This window comes from Streptomyces sp. NPDC090088 (assembly GCF_044747345.1).
In the GTDB taxonomy this organism is placed as follows: domain Bacteria; phylum Actinomycetota; class Actinomycetes; order Streptomycetales; family Streptomycetaceae; genus Streptomyces.
Map to the genome: position 1 here is coordinate 127,188 of NZ_JBIVDZ010000004.1, position 15,995 is coordinate 143,182.

The window sequence follows — 15,995 nt, forward strand, 5'->3', positions numbered from 1 at the left end:
TGGTGTCAGCCGCGCCCTGCCGTAGCTCGCCGCAACATTAGGGGTTGCCCGGAGTGGCTGAAGTGCGAAAACCATCACATTGACGTCGTTGAGCACTTCGTCGGGTCGGGCGCGTGACTTATGGGATTCCGGGGAAGGCGGGAGGGTTGGGGCGTCTCAGGGGAGCCGGAAGGACGGTACGGGGTGGCGGGGCGGTCCCGGGCGGTGCACGGGCGGGTCGGAGCGGGGCGGGACCGGCGGGGTGCCGAGCCGTTCGACGAGCCGGGCGGGGACCGGCAGCCGGCGGCCGTGCAGCAGGCCCAGGACGACCGCGGCGGCCACCGCGATCAGGTGCTCGCGGCCGGCGAGGTTCGGTACGGCGATGGACTCCCAGACCATCGAGCCGCCGGTCAGCGTGAAGACGACGGGTGCGCGCCGGACCACCGCCAGATAGGTGAACAGGCCCACCACGGCGGCGGACGGCCCCGTGTCGAGGATCCGGCCGGCCTCCGGGGGCAGGCCGAAGCCCCACCAGCCGGGGCCGAGCGCGACCATCACCCGGGCCGTCATGGTGCCGGCCAGCGTGGTGAGGTAGGCGACGGCGAGGGTGCGGGCGCGGCCGAGGGCGAGTTCGGCGAGGGCGAAGGCGAGGAAGAGCTGGGTGATGCCCGCCCAGACCGGCAGGTCGAGCGCCGGGACGTACAGCGACACCGGGGTGCGCAGCAGGGACAGCCACAGCGGCAGGTCGGCGGTGACGCCGCCGAGGTGCCACACCGTCCTTCGGCCGAACGGGTGCTGGGCGATGCCGTGGAAGAAGATGACGCCGAACGCGGCCACGAACGCCAGCACGACCCCGGAGAGGCCACGCCGTACGAGCTGCCGTACCGGCTCCACCACGATGCTGTGCCATTCGTCGCGCAGTGTGCGCCGCACGAACCGGGCCGCCCGTGCGGCCGCCTGTCCCCAGTCGCCTTTCATGAAAGGCATCGCCCCCTCGATACCGGCCCCGGCCCTCGGTCCTGCGCCCCGGCCCTCCGACCTGCGCCCCGGAAGAGGCTCTCCGCGCCCCGGCCGTTCCAAGCGCATCGTATAGACGTTTGGATCATTTGCGACGATGCGGGAGCTACTACCGGTCGGATTTCGGCGTCGGGTTTATCACCCGTCCACGAGTGAACCCTCCAGGGCGTCGACGCGTCCCCCTTCCCGACGTCCCGGTAAAGGAGCGGCAATGCTGAATCCGTCCCGCCGTGCGGTGCTGACCGCGGCCCTGGGAACCGCGCTGCCCGCTGGTACGGCCGCGGACCCGGTGAGCAGGTTCCGCGCGCTGGAACGCGAGCACCGGGCCCGGCTGGGGGTGTTCGCCCGGGACACCGGCTCGGGGGCCCGGGTCCGGTACCGCGTCGGCGAACTCTTCCCGATGTGTTCGGTGTTCAAGACGCTCGCGGTGGCGGCCGTGCTGCGCGATCTCGACGAGGCCGTGCTCGCCGAGGTCGTCCACTACGACGAGGGCGATGTGGAGCGGTCCGGGGGCGCGCCGGTCACCGGGAGGCCCGAGAACCTCGCCTCGGGAATGACGGTCGCCGGGTTGTGCGGGGCGGCGATCTCGTACAGCGACAACACCGCGGCGAACCTGTTGCTGGAGCAACTGGGCGGGCCGGTGGCGGTGACGCGGCTGAGCCGTTCGCTCGGGGACAGGGTGACGCGCCTGGACCGGTGGGAGCCGGAGCTCAACTCGGCGGAGCCCGGGCGGGTCACCGACACCACCTCTCCCCTGGCGATCGGCACCAGTTACGCGCGGCTGGTCCTCGGCGGCGCCCTGGACGGTGCGGACCGGCGGCGGCTCACCGGCTGGCTGCGCGCCAACACCACCGGAGGGGAACGGATCCGCGCGGGACTCCCCGGGGACTGGACGGTCGGCGACAAAACCGGAACGGGCGGGTACGGCACCGCCAACGATGTCGCGATCGCCTGGCCACCGGGCCGCGCCCCCGTCGTCGTGGCCGTGCTCTCCACCCATGCCGAGGCCACCGCCGAGTCGGATTCGGCGCTGGTCAGGGCGGCGGCCGAGGTCGTGGCGGACGTGTTCACCCGGGGTCGCGCATAAGATCGTTCACAGTCGGTCCACAGCAAGTCGGGTTCGGCCAAGGCGGTTTTATGCAATGAGACCGGAACCGTTCTGTTTCGATCACGAACTCTCGTATAGTGACGCGCAGTTCTGTACCGAGCGTCACAACTCCTTCACCGGAACCACATCCCTGCCCACCGCTCCGAGGACCAGACCGGACCGATGACCGCGCCCACGTATCCCGGCGACCGCCCGTCCCTCCGTACGCTCGCGCCGACCCTGGCGCTGACCGCCGTGGTCTCGGCCCTCGCGGTCCTCGCCGCGGTGACCGCCGCGCCGGCCTCGGTCCGCACCCCCCTCGCACTGGGGGCCGGTGCGGCAGCGCTGCTGCTCTGCGCGGCGGTGACCTGGGCCGTCCATGCGATCCGCACCGCGCGCGGTGCCCGGCGCCGCCTGGAGACGGTGAGTCAGGACATCGGGCGGCTGCTCCAGCAGCAGGCCCGGACCACCGAGGAGGCGCGCCAGGAGCAGCAGCGGCTGATCGACGAACTGGCGCAGCAGCGCAGCGAGTTCGCGGACTCCTTCGAGCAGGAGCGGGCCCGGGTCCACGAGGACGGCGCCCAGGAACTGGACTGGTACCGGCGGGAGCACGCCCGGCTCGCCCGTGAACTGGAACAGGCCTCCCGGGAGCGGGCCGCGGCCATCTCCGCGGCGGGCAACGCGGCCGGCCGGATGCAGGCCCTGGCCACCGCCACCCTCGCCGACCTGCGGAGCATGGAGGAGCGGCACACCGACGAGGAGGTCCTCTCCGACCTGCTCCATCTCGACCACCGCACGGCCCAGGCGGGCCGGCTCGCCGACTCCATCGCCGTGCTGACCGGGGCGCGTTCCGGCCGCCGCTGGGCGCGTCCGATCAGCATGGAGTCGATCCTGCGCGGTGCGATGGGACGGATCAGCGGCTACCGCCGGGTGCGGGTGCACTCCGTGAGCGAGACGGCCGTAGCCGGGCACGCGGCCGAGGGTGTCATGCACGCGCTCGCCGAACTCCTCGACAACGCGGCCAACTTCTCGCCCCCGACGGCCGAGGTCCATGTGTACGTGGAGGAGGTCCCGGCCGGGGTCATCGTGTCCGTGGAGGACAGCGGTCTGGTGATGGGCGATGTGCAGCTGCGCCGCGCCGAGCGGGCCGTCTCCGGTGACACCAGCGAGCTGGGCGGTCTCTCCGGCACCCGGCTCGGGCTCGCGGTGGTCGGCCGGCTCGCCGGCAAGCACGGTCTGAAGGTGTCGTTCCGGCCGTCGGCGCGCGGCGGCACCGGGGTGCTGATGCTGGTCCCGCAGGATCTGCTGGCCCGCCCGGTCGCCGACGAACCCGCGCCCGCGAAGGAGACGGATCCGGCCGTGCCGGTGCCGTCCCCGGCGGATCCCCTGCCCGTGCACGAGTCCGCCGCCGCGCCCGACGGATCGGCCGAGAGCGCCGACTCCATCGACTCCCCCGAGTCCGCCGAGGAGGCGGACGGACCCACCGGGCTGCCCAAGCGGCGCCGTGGCCGGACCCTCGCCGAGGCCGAGCGCCGGTCGGCGCCGCACCCGGCGGATCCGCGCCCCGCGCCCGCCGCCGAGGACGCCCGGGTCCGCGCCGCCCGCTTCAACAGCTTCCGGCAGGCCGTCCGCCCGACCGCGTCCGACCCCGCCGGTGTCACCGGCGCGCCGGACGCCGAGGCCGCGGCCGGTCCGGCCGGGGTCCCGGGCGCCACGCACACCCACCCGGCGCCCGACTCCGCCGAGGCCCCCGGCACGGCGGACCTCAGGACAGACCCGTACGCCCCCACTCCCGCGCACGACCCGGTCCCCGCGCCCCACCCGGAGTCCGGCCCCGAGCTCACCTCCCACCCGCACGCGCACCCGGAAGGCGACACCACTTCATGACCGGCAGGACCACCGCCGACGACAAGCTCACCTGGCTCATCGAGGGCCTCCTGGAGCGCACCCCCGGCGCGCGGCACGCCCTGGTGCTCTCCCGCGACGGGCTGAAGCTCTGCCGTACCCCGGAGCTCTCCGTCGACCAGGCCGACCAGCTCGCGGCGATCGCCGCCGGTATCCAGTCGCTGTCCCACGGGGCGTCCGTGGAGTTCGGCGACGGCAGCGGCGGTGTGCGGTCGGCCATGACCGAGTTCTACGGCGGCGTCCTGTTCATCGTGGAGGCCGGTGAGGGCGCCCACCTGGCCGTGGTGACCAGCGAGGACGCGGACCCGGGGCTGGTCGGGCACAACATGAGCGAACTGGTGGAGCAGCTCGGCGAGCACCTGACCGCGCAGCCCCGCACCTCATGAGCCGACCCGGACGGGACGACTCGCCCGACCGCCTGTACACGATCACCGGCGGCCGCAGCGGCGCCGGCCCCGACAGCCCCTTCGACCTGGTCACACTGGTCGTCGCCGAGTCGGAGCCGGCTCCCGGCATGCAGTCGGAGCACGCGGCGATCCTGCGGCTGGCCGAGTTCCCCACCTCGGTGGTGGAGATCGCCGCCGAGCTGAGACTGCCGGTGAGCATCACCAAGGTCCTGCTGGGCGACCTGCAGGCGGCCGGCCGGGTCAGCGCCCGCCATCCCTACCGGCCGGCCATCACCGACCCCGACATCCTGGAGCAGGTGCTCGTTGGACTCCGCAACCTCTGACGCGCGCACCCCGTTGGGTGCCTCCGCCGACAACGGTTTCAAGATCGTGGTCGTGGGCGGCTTCGGCGTCGGCAAGACCACCCTGGTCCGTTCCGTCAGCGAGATCCGTCCCCTCAACACCGAGGAGACGATGACCCAGGCCGGCGAGGAGGTCGACGACATCCGCGAGGTGCGCGGCAAGTCCGCGACCACCGTGGCCTTCGACTTCGGCCGGATCACCCTGGACGCCCGCAATGTGCTCTACCTGTTCGGGGCGCCGGGGCAGGAGCGGTTCTGGTTCCTGTGGGACCGGCTGTTCTCCGGCACGCTCGGCGCGGTCGTGCTGGTCGACACCCGGCGGATCGGCGACTCCTGGTACGCCATCGACCGGCTGGAGAAGCACGGCACCCCGTTCATCGTGGCCTGCAACGACTTCGGCGGCCCGGTGCACACGCCCGAGGACGTCCGCGACGCGCTCGACCTGGACCCGCACGTCCCGCTGGTCAACTGCGACGCCCGCTCCCGGGAGTCCGGCAAGCAGGTGCTGATCACGTTGGTCCAGCACGTCAAGAACCGGTACGCCGGCTCGTCCGCGGCGGCGGACCCGCACCGACAGGAGTACGTGTGACCCCCGAAGCCGTGCCGCTCGGCGGCCCCCGGTTCCAGACCGATCCGGCGCGCCTGTACCGGGAGATGCGGCGCGACCACGGCGCCGTGACCCCTGTGGTGCTCGACGGGGACGTGCCGGCCTGGCTGGTGGTCGGCTACCGCGAACTGCACCAGGTGACCGGCGATCCGGTGCTGTTCAGCCGGGACTCGGAGCTGTGGAACCAGTGGGACCTGATCCCCGACGACTGGCCGCTGCTGCCGATGATCGGCCGCAAGCAGCCGTCGATCCTGTACACCGTCGGCGAGCGGCACCGCGAGCGGGCCGGGATGATCAGCGACGCGCTGGAGGCCGTCGACCCGTTCGAACTGCGCGGCCTGGCCGAGCGGTTCGCGGACGAGCTGATCGACGGGCTGTGCACCGGCGGCGAGGCGGACCTGATCGGCCAGTACGCGATGCTGCTGCCGGTGCGGGTGCTGGCGCGGCTGTACGGCTTCGCCGACGAGGACGGGCCCGGTCTGGTCACCGCCCTCAACGACATGATCGACGGCCGGGAGCGGGCGCTCGCCGGGCAGACCCATCTGGCCACGTCCATGGCCCAGTTGCTGGCCGACCGGAAGGCGGACCCGGCCGACGACGTGGTGTCGCGGATGCTCCAGGACAAGAGCGGGTTCACCGACGAAGAGATCATGCAGGACCTGATGGTCATGATGGCGGCCGGGCACCAGCCGACCGCCGACTGGATCGGCAACTCGCTGCGCCTGATGCTCACCGACGACCGGTTCGCGGCCTCCCTGTTCGGCGGCCGCAACAGTGTCGCCGAGGCGATGAACGAGGTGCTGTGGGAGGACACCCCGAGCCAGAACATCGCCGGCCGCTGGGCGTCCCGGGACACCCAGCTGGGCGGGCGCCGGATCCGCGCCGGTGACCTGCTGATCCTCGGTCTGCAGGGCGCCAACTCCGATCCGCAGGTGCGCACCGACGCCTCCGCGCTGACCGGCGGCAACAACGCGCACTTCTCCTTCGGGCACGGCGAGCACCGCTGTCCGTTCCCCGCGCAGGAGGTCGCCGAGGTGGTCGCCCGGACCGGTATCGAGGTCGTCCTCGACCGGCTGCCGGACATCGACCTGGCGGTGCCGGCCGACGCGCTCACCCGCCGGCCCTCGCCGTGGCTGCGGGGACTGACCGCGCTGCCCGTCCGGTTCACGCCCGTACCCGCCCTCTGAACCCTCCGACAGACCGGCACAGCACACCGTACGGCGCAGTTACCCGACCCTGCCCTGGGAGGCACGTCACGATGACGACCGGTACCGAACAAGCCCGGATCGCCCTCGACCCGTTCGTCACCGACCTGGAGGGCGAGAGCGCACGGCTGCGCGCCGCCGGTCCGCTCGCCGCCGTGGAGCTGCCCGGCGGGGTGCCGGTGTGGGCGGTCACCCGGCACGCCGAGGCCAAGGCGCTGCTCACGGACCCGCGCCTGGTCAAGGACATCAACGTGTGGGGTGCCTGGCAGCGCGGCGAGATCGCCCCGGACTGGCCGCTGATCGGCCTCGCCAACCCCGGCCGTTCGATGCTCACCGTGGACGGCGCCGACCACCGCCGGATGCGCACCCTGGTCGCGCAGGCCCTCACCCCGCGCCGGGTGGAGGAGATGCGGGAGCGGATCGAGAAGCTCACCCAGGACCTGCTGGACGGGCTCCCCGAGGACGCGGAGAGCGTCGACCTGAAGGCGGCCTTCGCCTACCCGCTGCCGATGTACGTGGTCGCCGACCTGATGGGCATAGACGAGGCCGAACTGCCCCGGCTGAAGGTGCTGTTCGAGAAGTTCTTCTCCACCCAGACCCCGCCCGCCGAGGTCATCGCCACCCTCACCGAGCTGGCCGGGATCATGGCGAAGACGGTCGCCGCCAAGCGGGCCGAGCCCGGCGACGACCTCACCAGCGCGCTGATCCTGGCCTCCGAGGACGGCGACCACCTCACCGACGAGGAGATCGTCTCCACCCTGCAGCTGATGGTGGCGGCCGGTCACGAGACGACGATCTCGCTGATCGTCAACGCCGTGGTCAACCTCTCCACCCACCCCGACCAGCGCGCCAAGGTGCTGTCCGGCGAGGTCGACTGGTCGGCGGTGGTCGAGGAGACCCTGCGCTGGTCCACCCCGACCTCGCACGTCCTGATCCGGTTCGCCACCGAGGACGTCCAGGTCGGCGACACGGTGCTCCCGGCGGGCGACGCGCTGATCGTGTCGTACGCCGCGATAGGCCGTGACGAGCACGCGCACGGGCCGAGCGCCGGGGAGTTCGACGTCACCCGCCAGACCCAGAACCGGCACATCTCCTTCGGGCACGGCCCGCACGTCTGCCCGGGCGCGGCGCTGTCCCGGCTGGAGGCGGGCGTCGCGCTGCCCGCGCTCTACGACCGCTTCCCCGGCCTGGACCTGGCGGTACCGGCGTCCGAGCTGCGCAACAAGCCGGTGGTCACCCAGAACGACCTCTTCGAGCTGCCGGTGCGGCTGAACCCCTAACGGGTGTTCACGGAGTACGACTTGGCTCCGGTGCCGGCCAGCCTGCCGCCGTCGACGATCAGGTACTCGTCGCGCAGCGGCCGGCCCGCGAGCCAGGATTCCAGGATCTCCCGGGTGCCGGCCGCGTAACGGGCCTGCGCGGAGAGGGTGGAGCCGGAGATGTGCGGGGTCATCCCGTGGTGCGGCATGGTGCGCCACGGGTGGTCCGCGGGCGCGGGCTGCGGGAACCAGACGTCGCCCGCGTACCCGGCCAGCTGCCCGCCGCGCAGCGCCCGGTCGACGGCGTCCCGGTCGGCGATCCGGGCCCGCGCGGTGTTGATCAGGTACGCGCCGCGCTTCATCGTGCCGATCAGTTCGTCACCGAACAGGCCCTCGGTCTGCGGGTGCAGGGGCGCGTTGACCGTGACGACGTCGCAGTGCGGGACCATGGCCGCCGCGCTCTCGTGGAAGGTCAGGTTCAGCTCGCGCTCGACGGACTCGGGCAGCCGGGTGCGGTCGGTGTAGTGGAGCGTGACGTCGAAGGGCGCGAGCCGGCGCAGCACCGCGAGCCCGATCCGGCCGGCGGCGACGGTTCCGACGTGCATGCCCTCCAGGTCGTAGGAGCGGCTGACGCAGTCGGCGATGTTCCAGCCGCCGTCGAGCACCACCCGGTGCGCGGGCAGGTAGTTGCGGACCAGCCCGAGGATCATCATCACCACGTGCTCGGCGACGCTGATGCTGTTGCAGTACGTCACCTCGGCGACGGTCACCCCGTGGGCGATCGCGGCGTCGAGGTCGACGTGGTCGGAGCCGATGCCGGCGGTGACGGCCAGCTTGAGGTTCCGCGCGGCGGCCATGCGCTCCGGGGTGAGGTAGGCGGGCCAGAACGGCTGCGAGATGACGACGTCCGCGTCGACGAGTTCACGGTCGAAGACCGAGCCCGCCCCGTCCTTGTCGCTGGTGACGACGAGGGTGTGGCCGGCCTTCTCCAGGAAGGAGCGCAGGCCGAGTTCGCCGGAGACGCTGCCGAGGAGGTGGCCGGGGATGAAGTCGACCGCCTCGGGGGTGGGAGCGGTCTGGCCGCCGGGGTAGTGGTCGATGACGGGGATGCCGTCGCGGGCGTAGCTCTTCGGGTATCCGTCGGTCGGGTCGTCGTACAGGACGCAGAGCACCTTGGCCATGGTGACGGCTCTCCTCAACTCCGTTGCGGAAGGGTGCCCTTCACGATCCTCGTGGCCAACTGCGCAGGTCAAAGCGAACGTTGCTATGCCGTGATAGCCCGCTTCTATCAGTCGCGGCCGTCGAGGACGGCGTCCAGGCGGCTGTTGAGGGCGTCCCTGAGGCCCGCTTCCCTGGCGACCTGCACCAGGGCCCGGGCGAGCACGGACTGGGGTTCGCTGCGGGCGACGACGAGTCCGACCCGGGGGCCGTGGGCCGGGCCCTCCAGGGGAACCACGCGCATGCCCTCCGGCACGCCGAACATGTGCAGCCAGGCGTGGGAGATCACGCTGGACCAGCGGCCGCCGGGCAGGTGGGCGTAGAGCCCGGCCACGCTGTCGGACTCGACGGCCGGGACGGGGGCGGCGCCGTCGGCGGCGAAGCAGTCGTCGATGATCCGCCGGTTGCGCATCCGCCGTCCCAGCAGGCACAGCGGCAGGGCGGCGGCCTGGGACCAGGTGGCGGTGGCGGCCCCGCCGAGGGGGCCGCCGACCGGGGTGAGCAGGACGTAGCGCTCCTCGTAGAGCGGGAAGCGGCGGACCTGGCGCAGTTCGTCGTCGTCCAGGTAGGTCATGGCCGCGTCCAGTTCGAACTCGGCGAGGCCGCGCCGGATGTCGGCCGACGACAGGGACTCCAGGGCCACCCTCGCGTGCGGATGCCGGTCGCAGAACGGGCCGGTGAGCAGGGAGGCGACCGGGACGGCGGTGGGGACGATGCCGAGGCGCAGGGTGCCGGTGAGTCCGTCCCGGAGCGCGGACAGCTCCTGGCGCAGGGCGTCCTCCTCGGCGAGGATGCGGTGCGCCCACGCCAGCACCACCTCGCCCTCGGGGGTCAGCCCCTCGTAGCGGCGGCCCCGGCGCACGATCGGGACCGCCAGCTCGTGTTCGAGGCGCCGTATCGCGGCGGACAGCGAGGGCTGCGAGACATGGCAGGCGGCCGCCGCGCGGGCGAAGTGCCGCTCCCGGGCGAGCGCGACGAGGTATTCGAGCTGACGCAGGAGCATGCGTCCATGTCTACCGGATCGGCCGCCGGACGGGCGGCGCCCGTTTGACTTCGAGTGCTCTTCAAGTCGTAGCGTCCGTAGCGCCGGACACCGCCCCGAGATGCCGGTGGCCGCGAACAGCGGCTGAATGGACCAGGGGCCGTACCCGTCCGGAGCATGGCACGACTCAGTGGGAAAGGCTGGATTCACATGCAACAGCGCACTCTGGGAGATCTGTCGGTCTCGGCCATCGGCCTCGGCTGCATGGGGATGTCCGCCTTCTACGGCACCACCGACCAGGACGAGGGCGTGCAGACCATCCACCGGGCCCTGGAGCTCGGTGTCACCTTCCTCGACACCGCGCAGCTCTACGGTCCGCTGACCAACGAGACCCTGCTCGGCGAGGCGGTCCGGGGGCACCGGGACGAATACCAGATCGCCACGAAGTTCAACTACCGGATGGACGACGCGGTCCCCGGCGACATGGGCAGCATCGGCCGGCAGGACGGTTCGGCCGAGCACGTCCGCAGCTCGGTCCACGGTTCGCTGGAGCGGCTCGGCACCGACTACATCGACCTGTACTACCAGCACCGCGTCGACCCCAACGTGCCGATCGAGGAGACCGTCGGCGCCATGGCCGAGCTGGTCGCCGAGGGCAAGGTGCGGCACATCGGGCTGAGCGAGGCGAGCCCCGAGACGATCCGGCGGGCCCACGCGGTCCACCCGATCACGGCCGTGCAGACCGAGTACTCGCTGTGGACGCGGGACCCGGAGGACGGGGTGCTCCCGACCTGCCGGGAGCTGGGCATCGGCTTCGTCCCGTACTCGCCGCTGGGCCGCGGCTTCCTGGCCGGCCGGTTCTCCTCCCCCGACGACCTGGACGCGAACGACTGGCGCCGCACCGGCCCCCGCTTCACCGGCGACAACCTGGACGCCAACCTGCGGCTCGCCGCGAAGGTGAAGGAGATCGCCGCCGAGAAGGGCGTGACCCCGGCGCAGCTGGCGCTCGCCTGGGTGCTGGCCCAGGGCGACGGCATCGTCCCGATCCCGGGCACCAAGCGGCGCAGCTACCTGGAGCAGAACGCGGGCGCCGTCGACGTCGAGCTGACCAAGGACGACCTGGCCCGGATCGACGCCGAGGTGCCGAGGGCGGCCGGTGAGCGCTACGACGACTCCGGGATGCGCAGCGTGAACCTCTAGGGTGGCCGGGCGACCGGGGGTGGCGCACGCTATTGCCATGGGGACCTGGGAGCGGTGCGCGGCGGGCCTGCGGAAGTCGTGGCCGTCCTCGCACATGCTGCTCCTGCTCCCGGTGCTGCTCATCGTGGTGATCACGGTGGCCGCCATCCGTTCGCCCCCCGACGTCCACCTGGGCCCCACCCTGGTCATCGCGCCCGCGCTCACCCCGTCGTTCGCCGGGCCCCGCACGACCGCGCTGGTGGGCGCGCTGGCGGTGGTCGCCCAGGTGGTGATCGGTGTGTTCCACGGCGGGCTGGTCAGCGCGAACCACATCGTGCAGATCGTCACCCTGGTGCTGCTCTCGGTGATCGTCGTGGTCTACAGCTCGGTCCGCGACCGGCGCCGCGCCCAGCTCGCCCAGATCCGCACGGTCGCCGAGGCCGCGCAGCACGTGCTGATGTGGCCGCTGCCCGAGCAGATCGGCCCGCTGCGGATCGCCTCGCTGTACCTGGCGGCCGAGGACGAGGCGCAGATCGGCGGTGACCTGTACGCGGCCACCCGCTGCGACGACGCGGTACGGGTGCTGATCGGTGACGTCCGGGGCAAGGGGCTGTCCGCGATCGGCGAGGCGGCGCTGCTGCTCGGCGCCTTCCGGGAGTCCGCCCACCGGCATGTCGCCCTGCCGGACCTCGCCGCCGCCCTGGACCAGAGCGTGCAGCGCTACGCGGCGGACCTGGAGCCTCCGGAGGAGGCGGGCGAGCGGTTCGCCACCGCGCTGCTGATCGAGATCCCGGACGAGGATCCGGTCACCCGGATGACCAGCAGCGGCCATCCGCCGCCGCTGCTGCTGAGCCCGGGGCACGCGGTCACCGTGCCGAGCCTGCATCCGTCGCCGCCGTTGGGCGTGCCCGCCACCGGCGGCACCGAGCGCACCCTGGACGTGTTCGCCTTCGAGCCCGGCGACACCCTGCTGCTGTACACCGACGGGGTCGTCGAGGCACGGGACGCGCAGGGCCGGTTCTATCCGCTCGCCGAACGGGTCGCCCAGTGGACCGAGGCCGCTCCCGAGTCCCTGATGCACCACATCCGGCGCGATCTGCTGGCCCACGCGGGCGGCTACCTCGGCGACGACGCGGCGCTGATCGCCCTGCACCGCACCCCGACCGTGCACCGCCGCGACCACCACGGCATCCTCGGCCACGGCTCCGCGCGGGCCTAGCCGGCCCGCCCCTCAGAACGCCTCGGTCTGCGACTCCAGGTACGTCGTCAGGAAGGCCAGCTTGGCGTCGGTGTCGGCGACCGGGAGGGTTCCGAAGCGGGCGCCGAGTTCCATGGTCTGCGGGGTGTCGGTGGCGAGGGCGGGCCAGGTGGTCAGGGAGGTGCCGTTCGGGTCGCCGGTGGCGGCGAAGCGGGCCACGTAGGAGGCGGTGGTGTCGGCGATGTCGTAGTCCTGGGAGGTCCAGGGGCGGTCGGTGTTGTAGAGGAAGCCGAGCAGGTAGTAGACGTCGGAGCCCTCGAAGGCACCGGTCGCGGCGGTGCCGACGGCCGGGTTCGTGTCGTCGTGGCCGGGCGGGACGCGGGTCCAGAAATAGGTGTGCACGGGACCGGAGTTGCCGGCCGTGTCCTCGAACTGGCCGGCCCACAGGAAGGCGGAGACGCGTTCCTCGTCCCGGGCGTAGGCGCTGAACTGCTGGGCGGCCGTGGTGTCGCTGTCCGCCGGGTACAGGTCCAGGAAGGTGTCGGTCAGCCCCAGCGGGCCGAACTCGGAGTCGGCGAACGCGGTGAACGCGGCGAGCGTCGGCTTCAGGTCGGGCAGGGCGCCGCGCGCGTCCTTGCAGACGCCGGTGAGGACGGGCACGTCGGTCTCGGCGCGGGCCGCCAGGACGGCGGTGTAGGTGTCGGGCAGGACGTATCCGTCGAGGACGTGGCCGAAGTCGGCGGAGGTGTCGGCGGTGGCCCGGGCGACGAGGTCGTCGGCGTCCAGCGCGCGCAGCCCGGCCAGGCCGTCCGCTCCCAGCCGGGCGGCCAGGGCGGTGCCGTCGGCCTCCGCGTCGGCGAGGCTCCGGTAGCGGCCGGGGCTCCGGGCCAGCGCCGGGTCCCTGGTGTACCGGACGCCGGAGGAGAGCAGGGCGCGGTGGTAGAGGCCCCGGGCGCGCCGGGACGCGAGCAGGATGCCGACGACGGAGGCGCCCTGCCCCCAGCCGGCCAGGGTGACCCGGTCCGGGTCGCCGCCGAACGCGCCGATGTTCCGCCGGACCCACTCCAGGGCGGCTACGACGTCCAGGATCCCCCAGTTGCCGGAGCCGCCGTACGCGGACTCGGCGGTCAGGCCGGGGTGCGCGAGGCCGCCCAGCGGGCCGACGCGGTGGTTGGGGGTCACGACGACCACGCCCTTGGCCGCGAGCAGGGAGCCGTTGTAGATCTCCTGCCCGGACCACAGGGCCTGCGCGCCGCCGTACAGCCAGACGAGGACCGGGCGGCTGTCCGCCGAACCGCTCGCCGCCGTCCAGATGTCGAGGTTCAGGCAGTCCTCGCTCAGCTCCGGCACCTGGTCGCCCGGGATGCCCGTGACCGGCTGGGGGCAGGCCGGGCCGAAGGAGTCGGCGGCGCGGACCCCGTCCCAGGAGGGGGCGGGCTGCGGCGGGCGCCAGCGGTTGGCTCCGGCGGTGGAGGCGGCGTACGGGACGCCCTTGTAGACGGTGACGCCCTTCAAACCGCCCTGGACCCCGGTGACCTGGCCGGACTCGATGGTGACCGGGTCGGCGGCGGCCGTGCTCCGGGCCGCCTGGGCCGGGGTGGACAGCGTGCCGAGCAGTCCGGCCGCGGCGGCGGCGCCGAGGAAGCCGCGCCGGTTCAGCGCGGCGGAGGGCAGGTCTGTGTCGCTCACGGGCTTCCCTTTCGGGCGGTGGGGGGGGGACGAACCGACGAGTAGCCTGACCGTGGGCGGATCGCGGGGCAACCGCATCCGCGAGACTGACAGCAGGTCAACAGCTACTGACAGCAATGCGGTTGGGCCCGCTGTTCAATTGTCTTTAGGTCAAAGTTAAGTCGTGAGGGTGGTCGTCGGCAGGGGCTGACTGCGAGACTCCGCATCGCCTTTCACCGACAGGGAGTCGACATGCCCGACCTGCAACCCCCCACGCGCAGACGGCCGTTCCGCAAGGCCCTGGCCGCCGCCCTCGGCGCGCTCGCCCTGGTCGTCGCCGTGCCCGCCACCGCCCACGCGGATGTCCTGACGCTGCTGCCGCAGAACGCCGACGGACTGGAGCAGACCTTCTCCCCGGCCTACGACTACGACGGCGACGGCTGCTACGCCACCGCCGCGATCGGCGCCGACGGCACCCTCAATCCCGGCCTCTCGCTGGGCGGTGACGTCAACGGCCACTGCCACGACTACGCGCAGCTCGCCAACGCCAACACCTACTCGCGCGAGAAGTGCAACAACGGCTGGTGCGCGGTGATGTACGCCAGCTACTTCGAGAAGGACCAGGCGACGTACGGGCCGCTGGCCATCGGGCACCGGCACGACTGGGAACACGTCATCGTGTGGATCCAGAACAACCAGGTGCAGTACGTCTCGGTGTCCCAGCACAGCAGCTACCAGGTGGCGGCCGCCTCGGCGATCCGGTTCGACGGCACCCACCCGAAGATCGTGTACCACAAGGACGGGCTGTCCACCCACGACTTCCGGTTCGCCAACACCAACGACGACCCGCCGGAGAACGTGACCGGCGGCTGGTTCTTCCCGCGCCTGGTGGGCTGGGACGGCTACCCGGCGGGCTACCGCGACAAGCTCATGAACGCGGACTTCGGCGACGCCACCATCAAGATCAAGGACGGCTCGTTCAACGCCAACCTGTCGTACTCCATGCCGTCCGGGATCTCCTTCGACCCGAACGCCTGAGCCGGCCGCGTCCCGTGGGACGACCGTGCCGGGGCCGGGAAGGTGAGCCGGGCCCCGGCACGGAGTGTTGGGTCACGGCTTGCGGGCGACCGCTCCGTACATCGCGATGTCCTCGTCGCGGATGCCCTGTTCGCCGGTGCCGTCCGGGTGCCACTTGTGGACCTGGACGATGCCCGGCTCGACCAGCTCCAGGCCGTCGAAGAACTCGTGGGCCTCGTCGATGGTGCGCAGCCGCATCGGCATGTTGCGGGCCGCGTACTCGCGGGCGACCCGGCCCACCTCGTCGGGCGCGAACTCGGCGGTGCCGATGGACATCGCCAGGTAGCTGCCGGACGGCAGCGGTTCCAGGAGGCGCCGTACGACGCCCACCGCGTCGTCCGCGTCGAGCATGAAGTGGACGATGGCGATCACCGTGAGGGCGACCGGCTTGTCCAGGTCGAGGGTCTCGCGCAGTTCGGGGGCCTCGAAGAGGTCCGTCAGGTCGCGGAAGTCGGCCTCGATGTACGCCGTCCGGCCCTCGGGCGTGCTGGAGAGCAGGCCCTGGGACAGGGTGAGGACGATGGGGTCGTTGTCCACGTAGACGACCCGGGAGTCCGGGGAGACCGCCTGGGCTATCTCGTGGAGGTTCGGGGAGGTGGGGATGCCGGTCCCGACGTCCAGGAACTGGCGCATCCCCGCCTCCTCGGCGAGCCAGCGCACGGCGCGGTTCATCCAGTCGCGGTTGGCGCGCATGTGGATCGGGAGCGCGGGCCACTCATGGGCCATGGCGTCACCCGCCTCCTGGTCGGCGGGGTAGTAGTCCTTGCCGCCCAGGATGTAGTCGTAGATCCGCGCGGAGTGCGCGTTCTCGGTGTCGATGCGGTCGGCCGGCCATCCGTTGTCGGGCAACGCCGTGTCTCCCATTC

15 protein-coding genes are annotated in these 15,995 nt (G+C 72.3%); 10 read left to right on the forward strand and 5 right to left on the reverse strand.

The genetic code is table 11. From position 1 onward, the window contains the following. Window positions 1-156: 156 nt before the first annotated feature. Window positions 157-966 (reverse strand): hypothetical protein, encoded by an 810-nt coding sequence (locus ACIPSJ_RS20740; RefSeq protein WP_401347591.1) that lies wholly within the window; start codon window positions 964-966, stop codon window positions 157-159. A 241-nt stretch (window positions 967-1,207) separates the two neighbouring features. Between ACIPSJ_RS20740 and bla the strand changes: the two genes are divergently transcribed. From bla to ACIPSJ_RS20775, 7 genes are all read left to right on the forward strand, one after another. After that, complete coding sequence (bla, locus tag ACIPSJ_RS20745) at window positions 1,208-2,083, forward strand: class A beta-lactamase (RefSeq protein WP_401347593.1); 876 nt, start codon at window positions 1,208-1,210, stop codon at window positions 2,081-2,083. A 183-nt stretch (window positions 2,084-2,266) separates the two neighbouring features. After that, window positions 2,267-3,970 (forward strand): ATP-binding protein, encoded by a 1,704-nt coding sequence (locus ACIPSJ_RS20750; RefSeq protein WP_401347595.1) that lies wholly within the window; start codon window positions 2,267-2,269, stop codon window positions 3,968-3,970. After that, entirely contained in the window at window positions 3,967-4,374 is a 408-nt protein-coding gene (locus ACIPSJ_RS20755) for a roadblock/LC7 domain-containing protein (RefSeq protein WP_123979438.1), read from the forward strand. The genes ACIPSJ_RS20750 and ACIPSJ_RS20755 overlap by 4 nt, the downstream gene beginning before the upstream one ends. Beyond that, window positions 4,371-4,718 carry a DUF742 domain-containing protein gene (locus ACIPSJ_RS20760; protein ID WP_355718393.1) on the forward strand — a complete coding sequence of 116 codons (348 nt, stop codon included), beginning with the start codon at window positions 4,371-4,373 and terminating at the stop codon, window positions 4,716-4,718. Before ACIPSJ_RS20755 ends, ACIPSJ_RS20760 begins: the two co-directional genes overlap by 4 nt. Further along, the gene (locus ACIPSJ_RS20765; protein WP_365678707.1) at window positions 4,699-5,325 is read left to right on the forward strand and encodes an ATP/GTP-binding protein; all 627 of its coding nucleotides are present in this window, start codon (window positions 4,699-4,701) and stop codon (window positions 5,323-5,325) included. The genes ACIPSJ_RS20760 and ACIPSJ_RS20765 overlap by 20 nt, the downstream gene beginning before the upstream one ends. After that, window positions 5,322-6,530, forward strand: a complete 1,209-nt coding sequence (locus ACIPSJ_RS20770) for a cytochrome P450 (protein ID WP_355718390.1) — start codon at window positions 5,322-5,324, stop codon at window positions 6,528-6,530. Before ACIPSJ_RS20765 ends, ACIPSJ_RS20770 begins: the two co-directional genes overlap by 4 nt. 71 nt (window positions 6,531-6,601) lie before the next feature. Further along, window positions 6,602-7,828 (forward strand): cytochrome P450, encoded by a 1,227-nt coding sequence (locus ACIPSJ_RS20775; RefSeq protein WP_359216292.1) that lies wholly within the window; start codon window positions 6,602-6,604, stop codon window positions 7,826-7,828. Here the strand turns inward: ACIPSJ_RS20775 and ACIPSJ_RS20780 are convergent. Both ACIPSJ_RS20780 and ACIPSJ_RS20785 read right to left on the reverse strand, forming a co-directional pair. Next, the gene (locus ACIPSJ_RS20780; protein WP_401347598.1) at window positions 7,825-8,988 is read right to left on the reverse strand and encodes an NAD-dependent formate dehydrogenase; all 1,164 of its coding nucleotides are present in this window, start codon (window positions 8,986-8,988) and stop codon (window positions 7,825-7,827) included. The two genes, ACIPSJ_RS20775 and ACIPSJ_RS20780, sit on opposite strands and share 4 nt — an antisense overlap. Before the next feature lie 107 nt (window positions 8,989-9,095). Then, window positions 9,096-10,028 (reverse strand): LysR family transcriptional regulator, encoded by a 933-nt coding sequence (locus ACIPSJ_RS20785; RefSeq protein ID WP_401347600.1) that lies wholly within the window; start codon window positions 10,026-10,028, stop codon window positions 9,096-9,098. Window positions 10,029-10,217: 189 nt separating this feature from the next. Between ACIPSJ_RS20785 and ACIPSJ_RS20790 the strand changes: the two genes are divergently transcribed. Continuing rightward, complete coding sequence (locus ACIPSJ_RS20790) at window positions 10,218-11,207, forward strand: aldo/keto reductase (protein ID WP_359216301.1); 990 nt, start codon at window positions 10,218-10,220, stop codon at window positions 11,205-11,207. A 37-nt stretch (window positions 11,208-11,244) separates the two neighbouring features. Next, a complete protein-coding gene (locus ACIPSJ_RS20795) occupies window positions 11,245-12,405 on the forward strand; it encodes a PP2C family protein-serine/threonine phosphatase (protein WP_401347602.1) in 1,161 nt (386 codons plus the stop codon). A 12-nt stretch (window positions 12,406-12,417) separates the two neighbouring features. On the opposite strand, the gene ACIPSJ_RS20800 is transcribed toward ACIPSJ_RS20795, so the two are convergent. Beyond that, on the reverse strand, window positions 12,418-14,073 hold the full coding sequence (locus ACIPSJ_RS20800) for a carboxylesterase/lipase family protein (RefSeq protein WP_401347605.1): 1,656 nt from the start codon (window positions 14,071-14,073) through the stop codon (window positions 12,418-12,420). A gap of 231 nt (window positions 14,074-14,304) precedes the next feature. On the opposite strand from ACIPSJ_RS20800, the gene ACIPSJ_RS20805 reads away from it, so the two are divergent. Further along, window positions 14,305-15,090 (forward strand): NPP1 family protein, encoded by a 786-nt coding sequence (locus ACIPSJ_RS20805; RefSeq protein ID WP_359216310.1) that lies wholly within the window; start codon window positions 14,305-14,307, stop codon window positions 15,088-15,090. 72 nt (window positions 15,091-15,162) lie between these two features. On the opposite strand, the gene ACIPSJ_RS20810 is transcribed toward ACIPSJ_RS20805, so the two are convergent. Continuing rightward, window positions 15,163-15,978: an SAM-dependent methyltransferase gene (locus ACIPSJ_RS20810; RefSeq protein ID WP_359216313.1), complete on the reverse strand. Its 816-nt coding sequence runs from the start codon at window positions 15,976-15,978 to the stop codon at window positions 15,163-15,165. Between the last annotated feature and the right edge of the window lie 17 nt (window positions 15,979-15,995).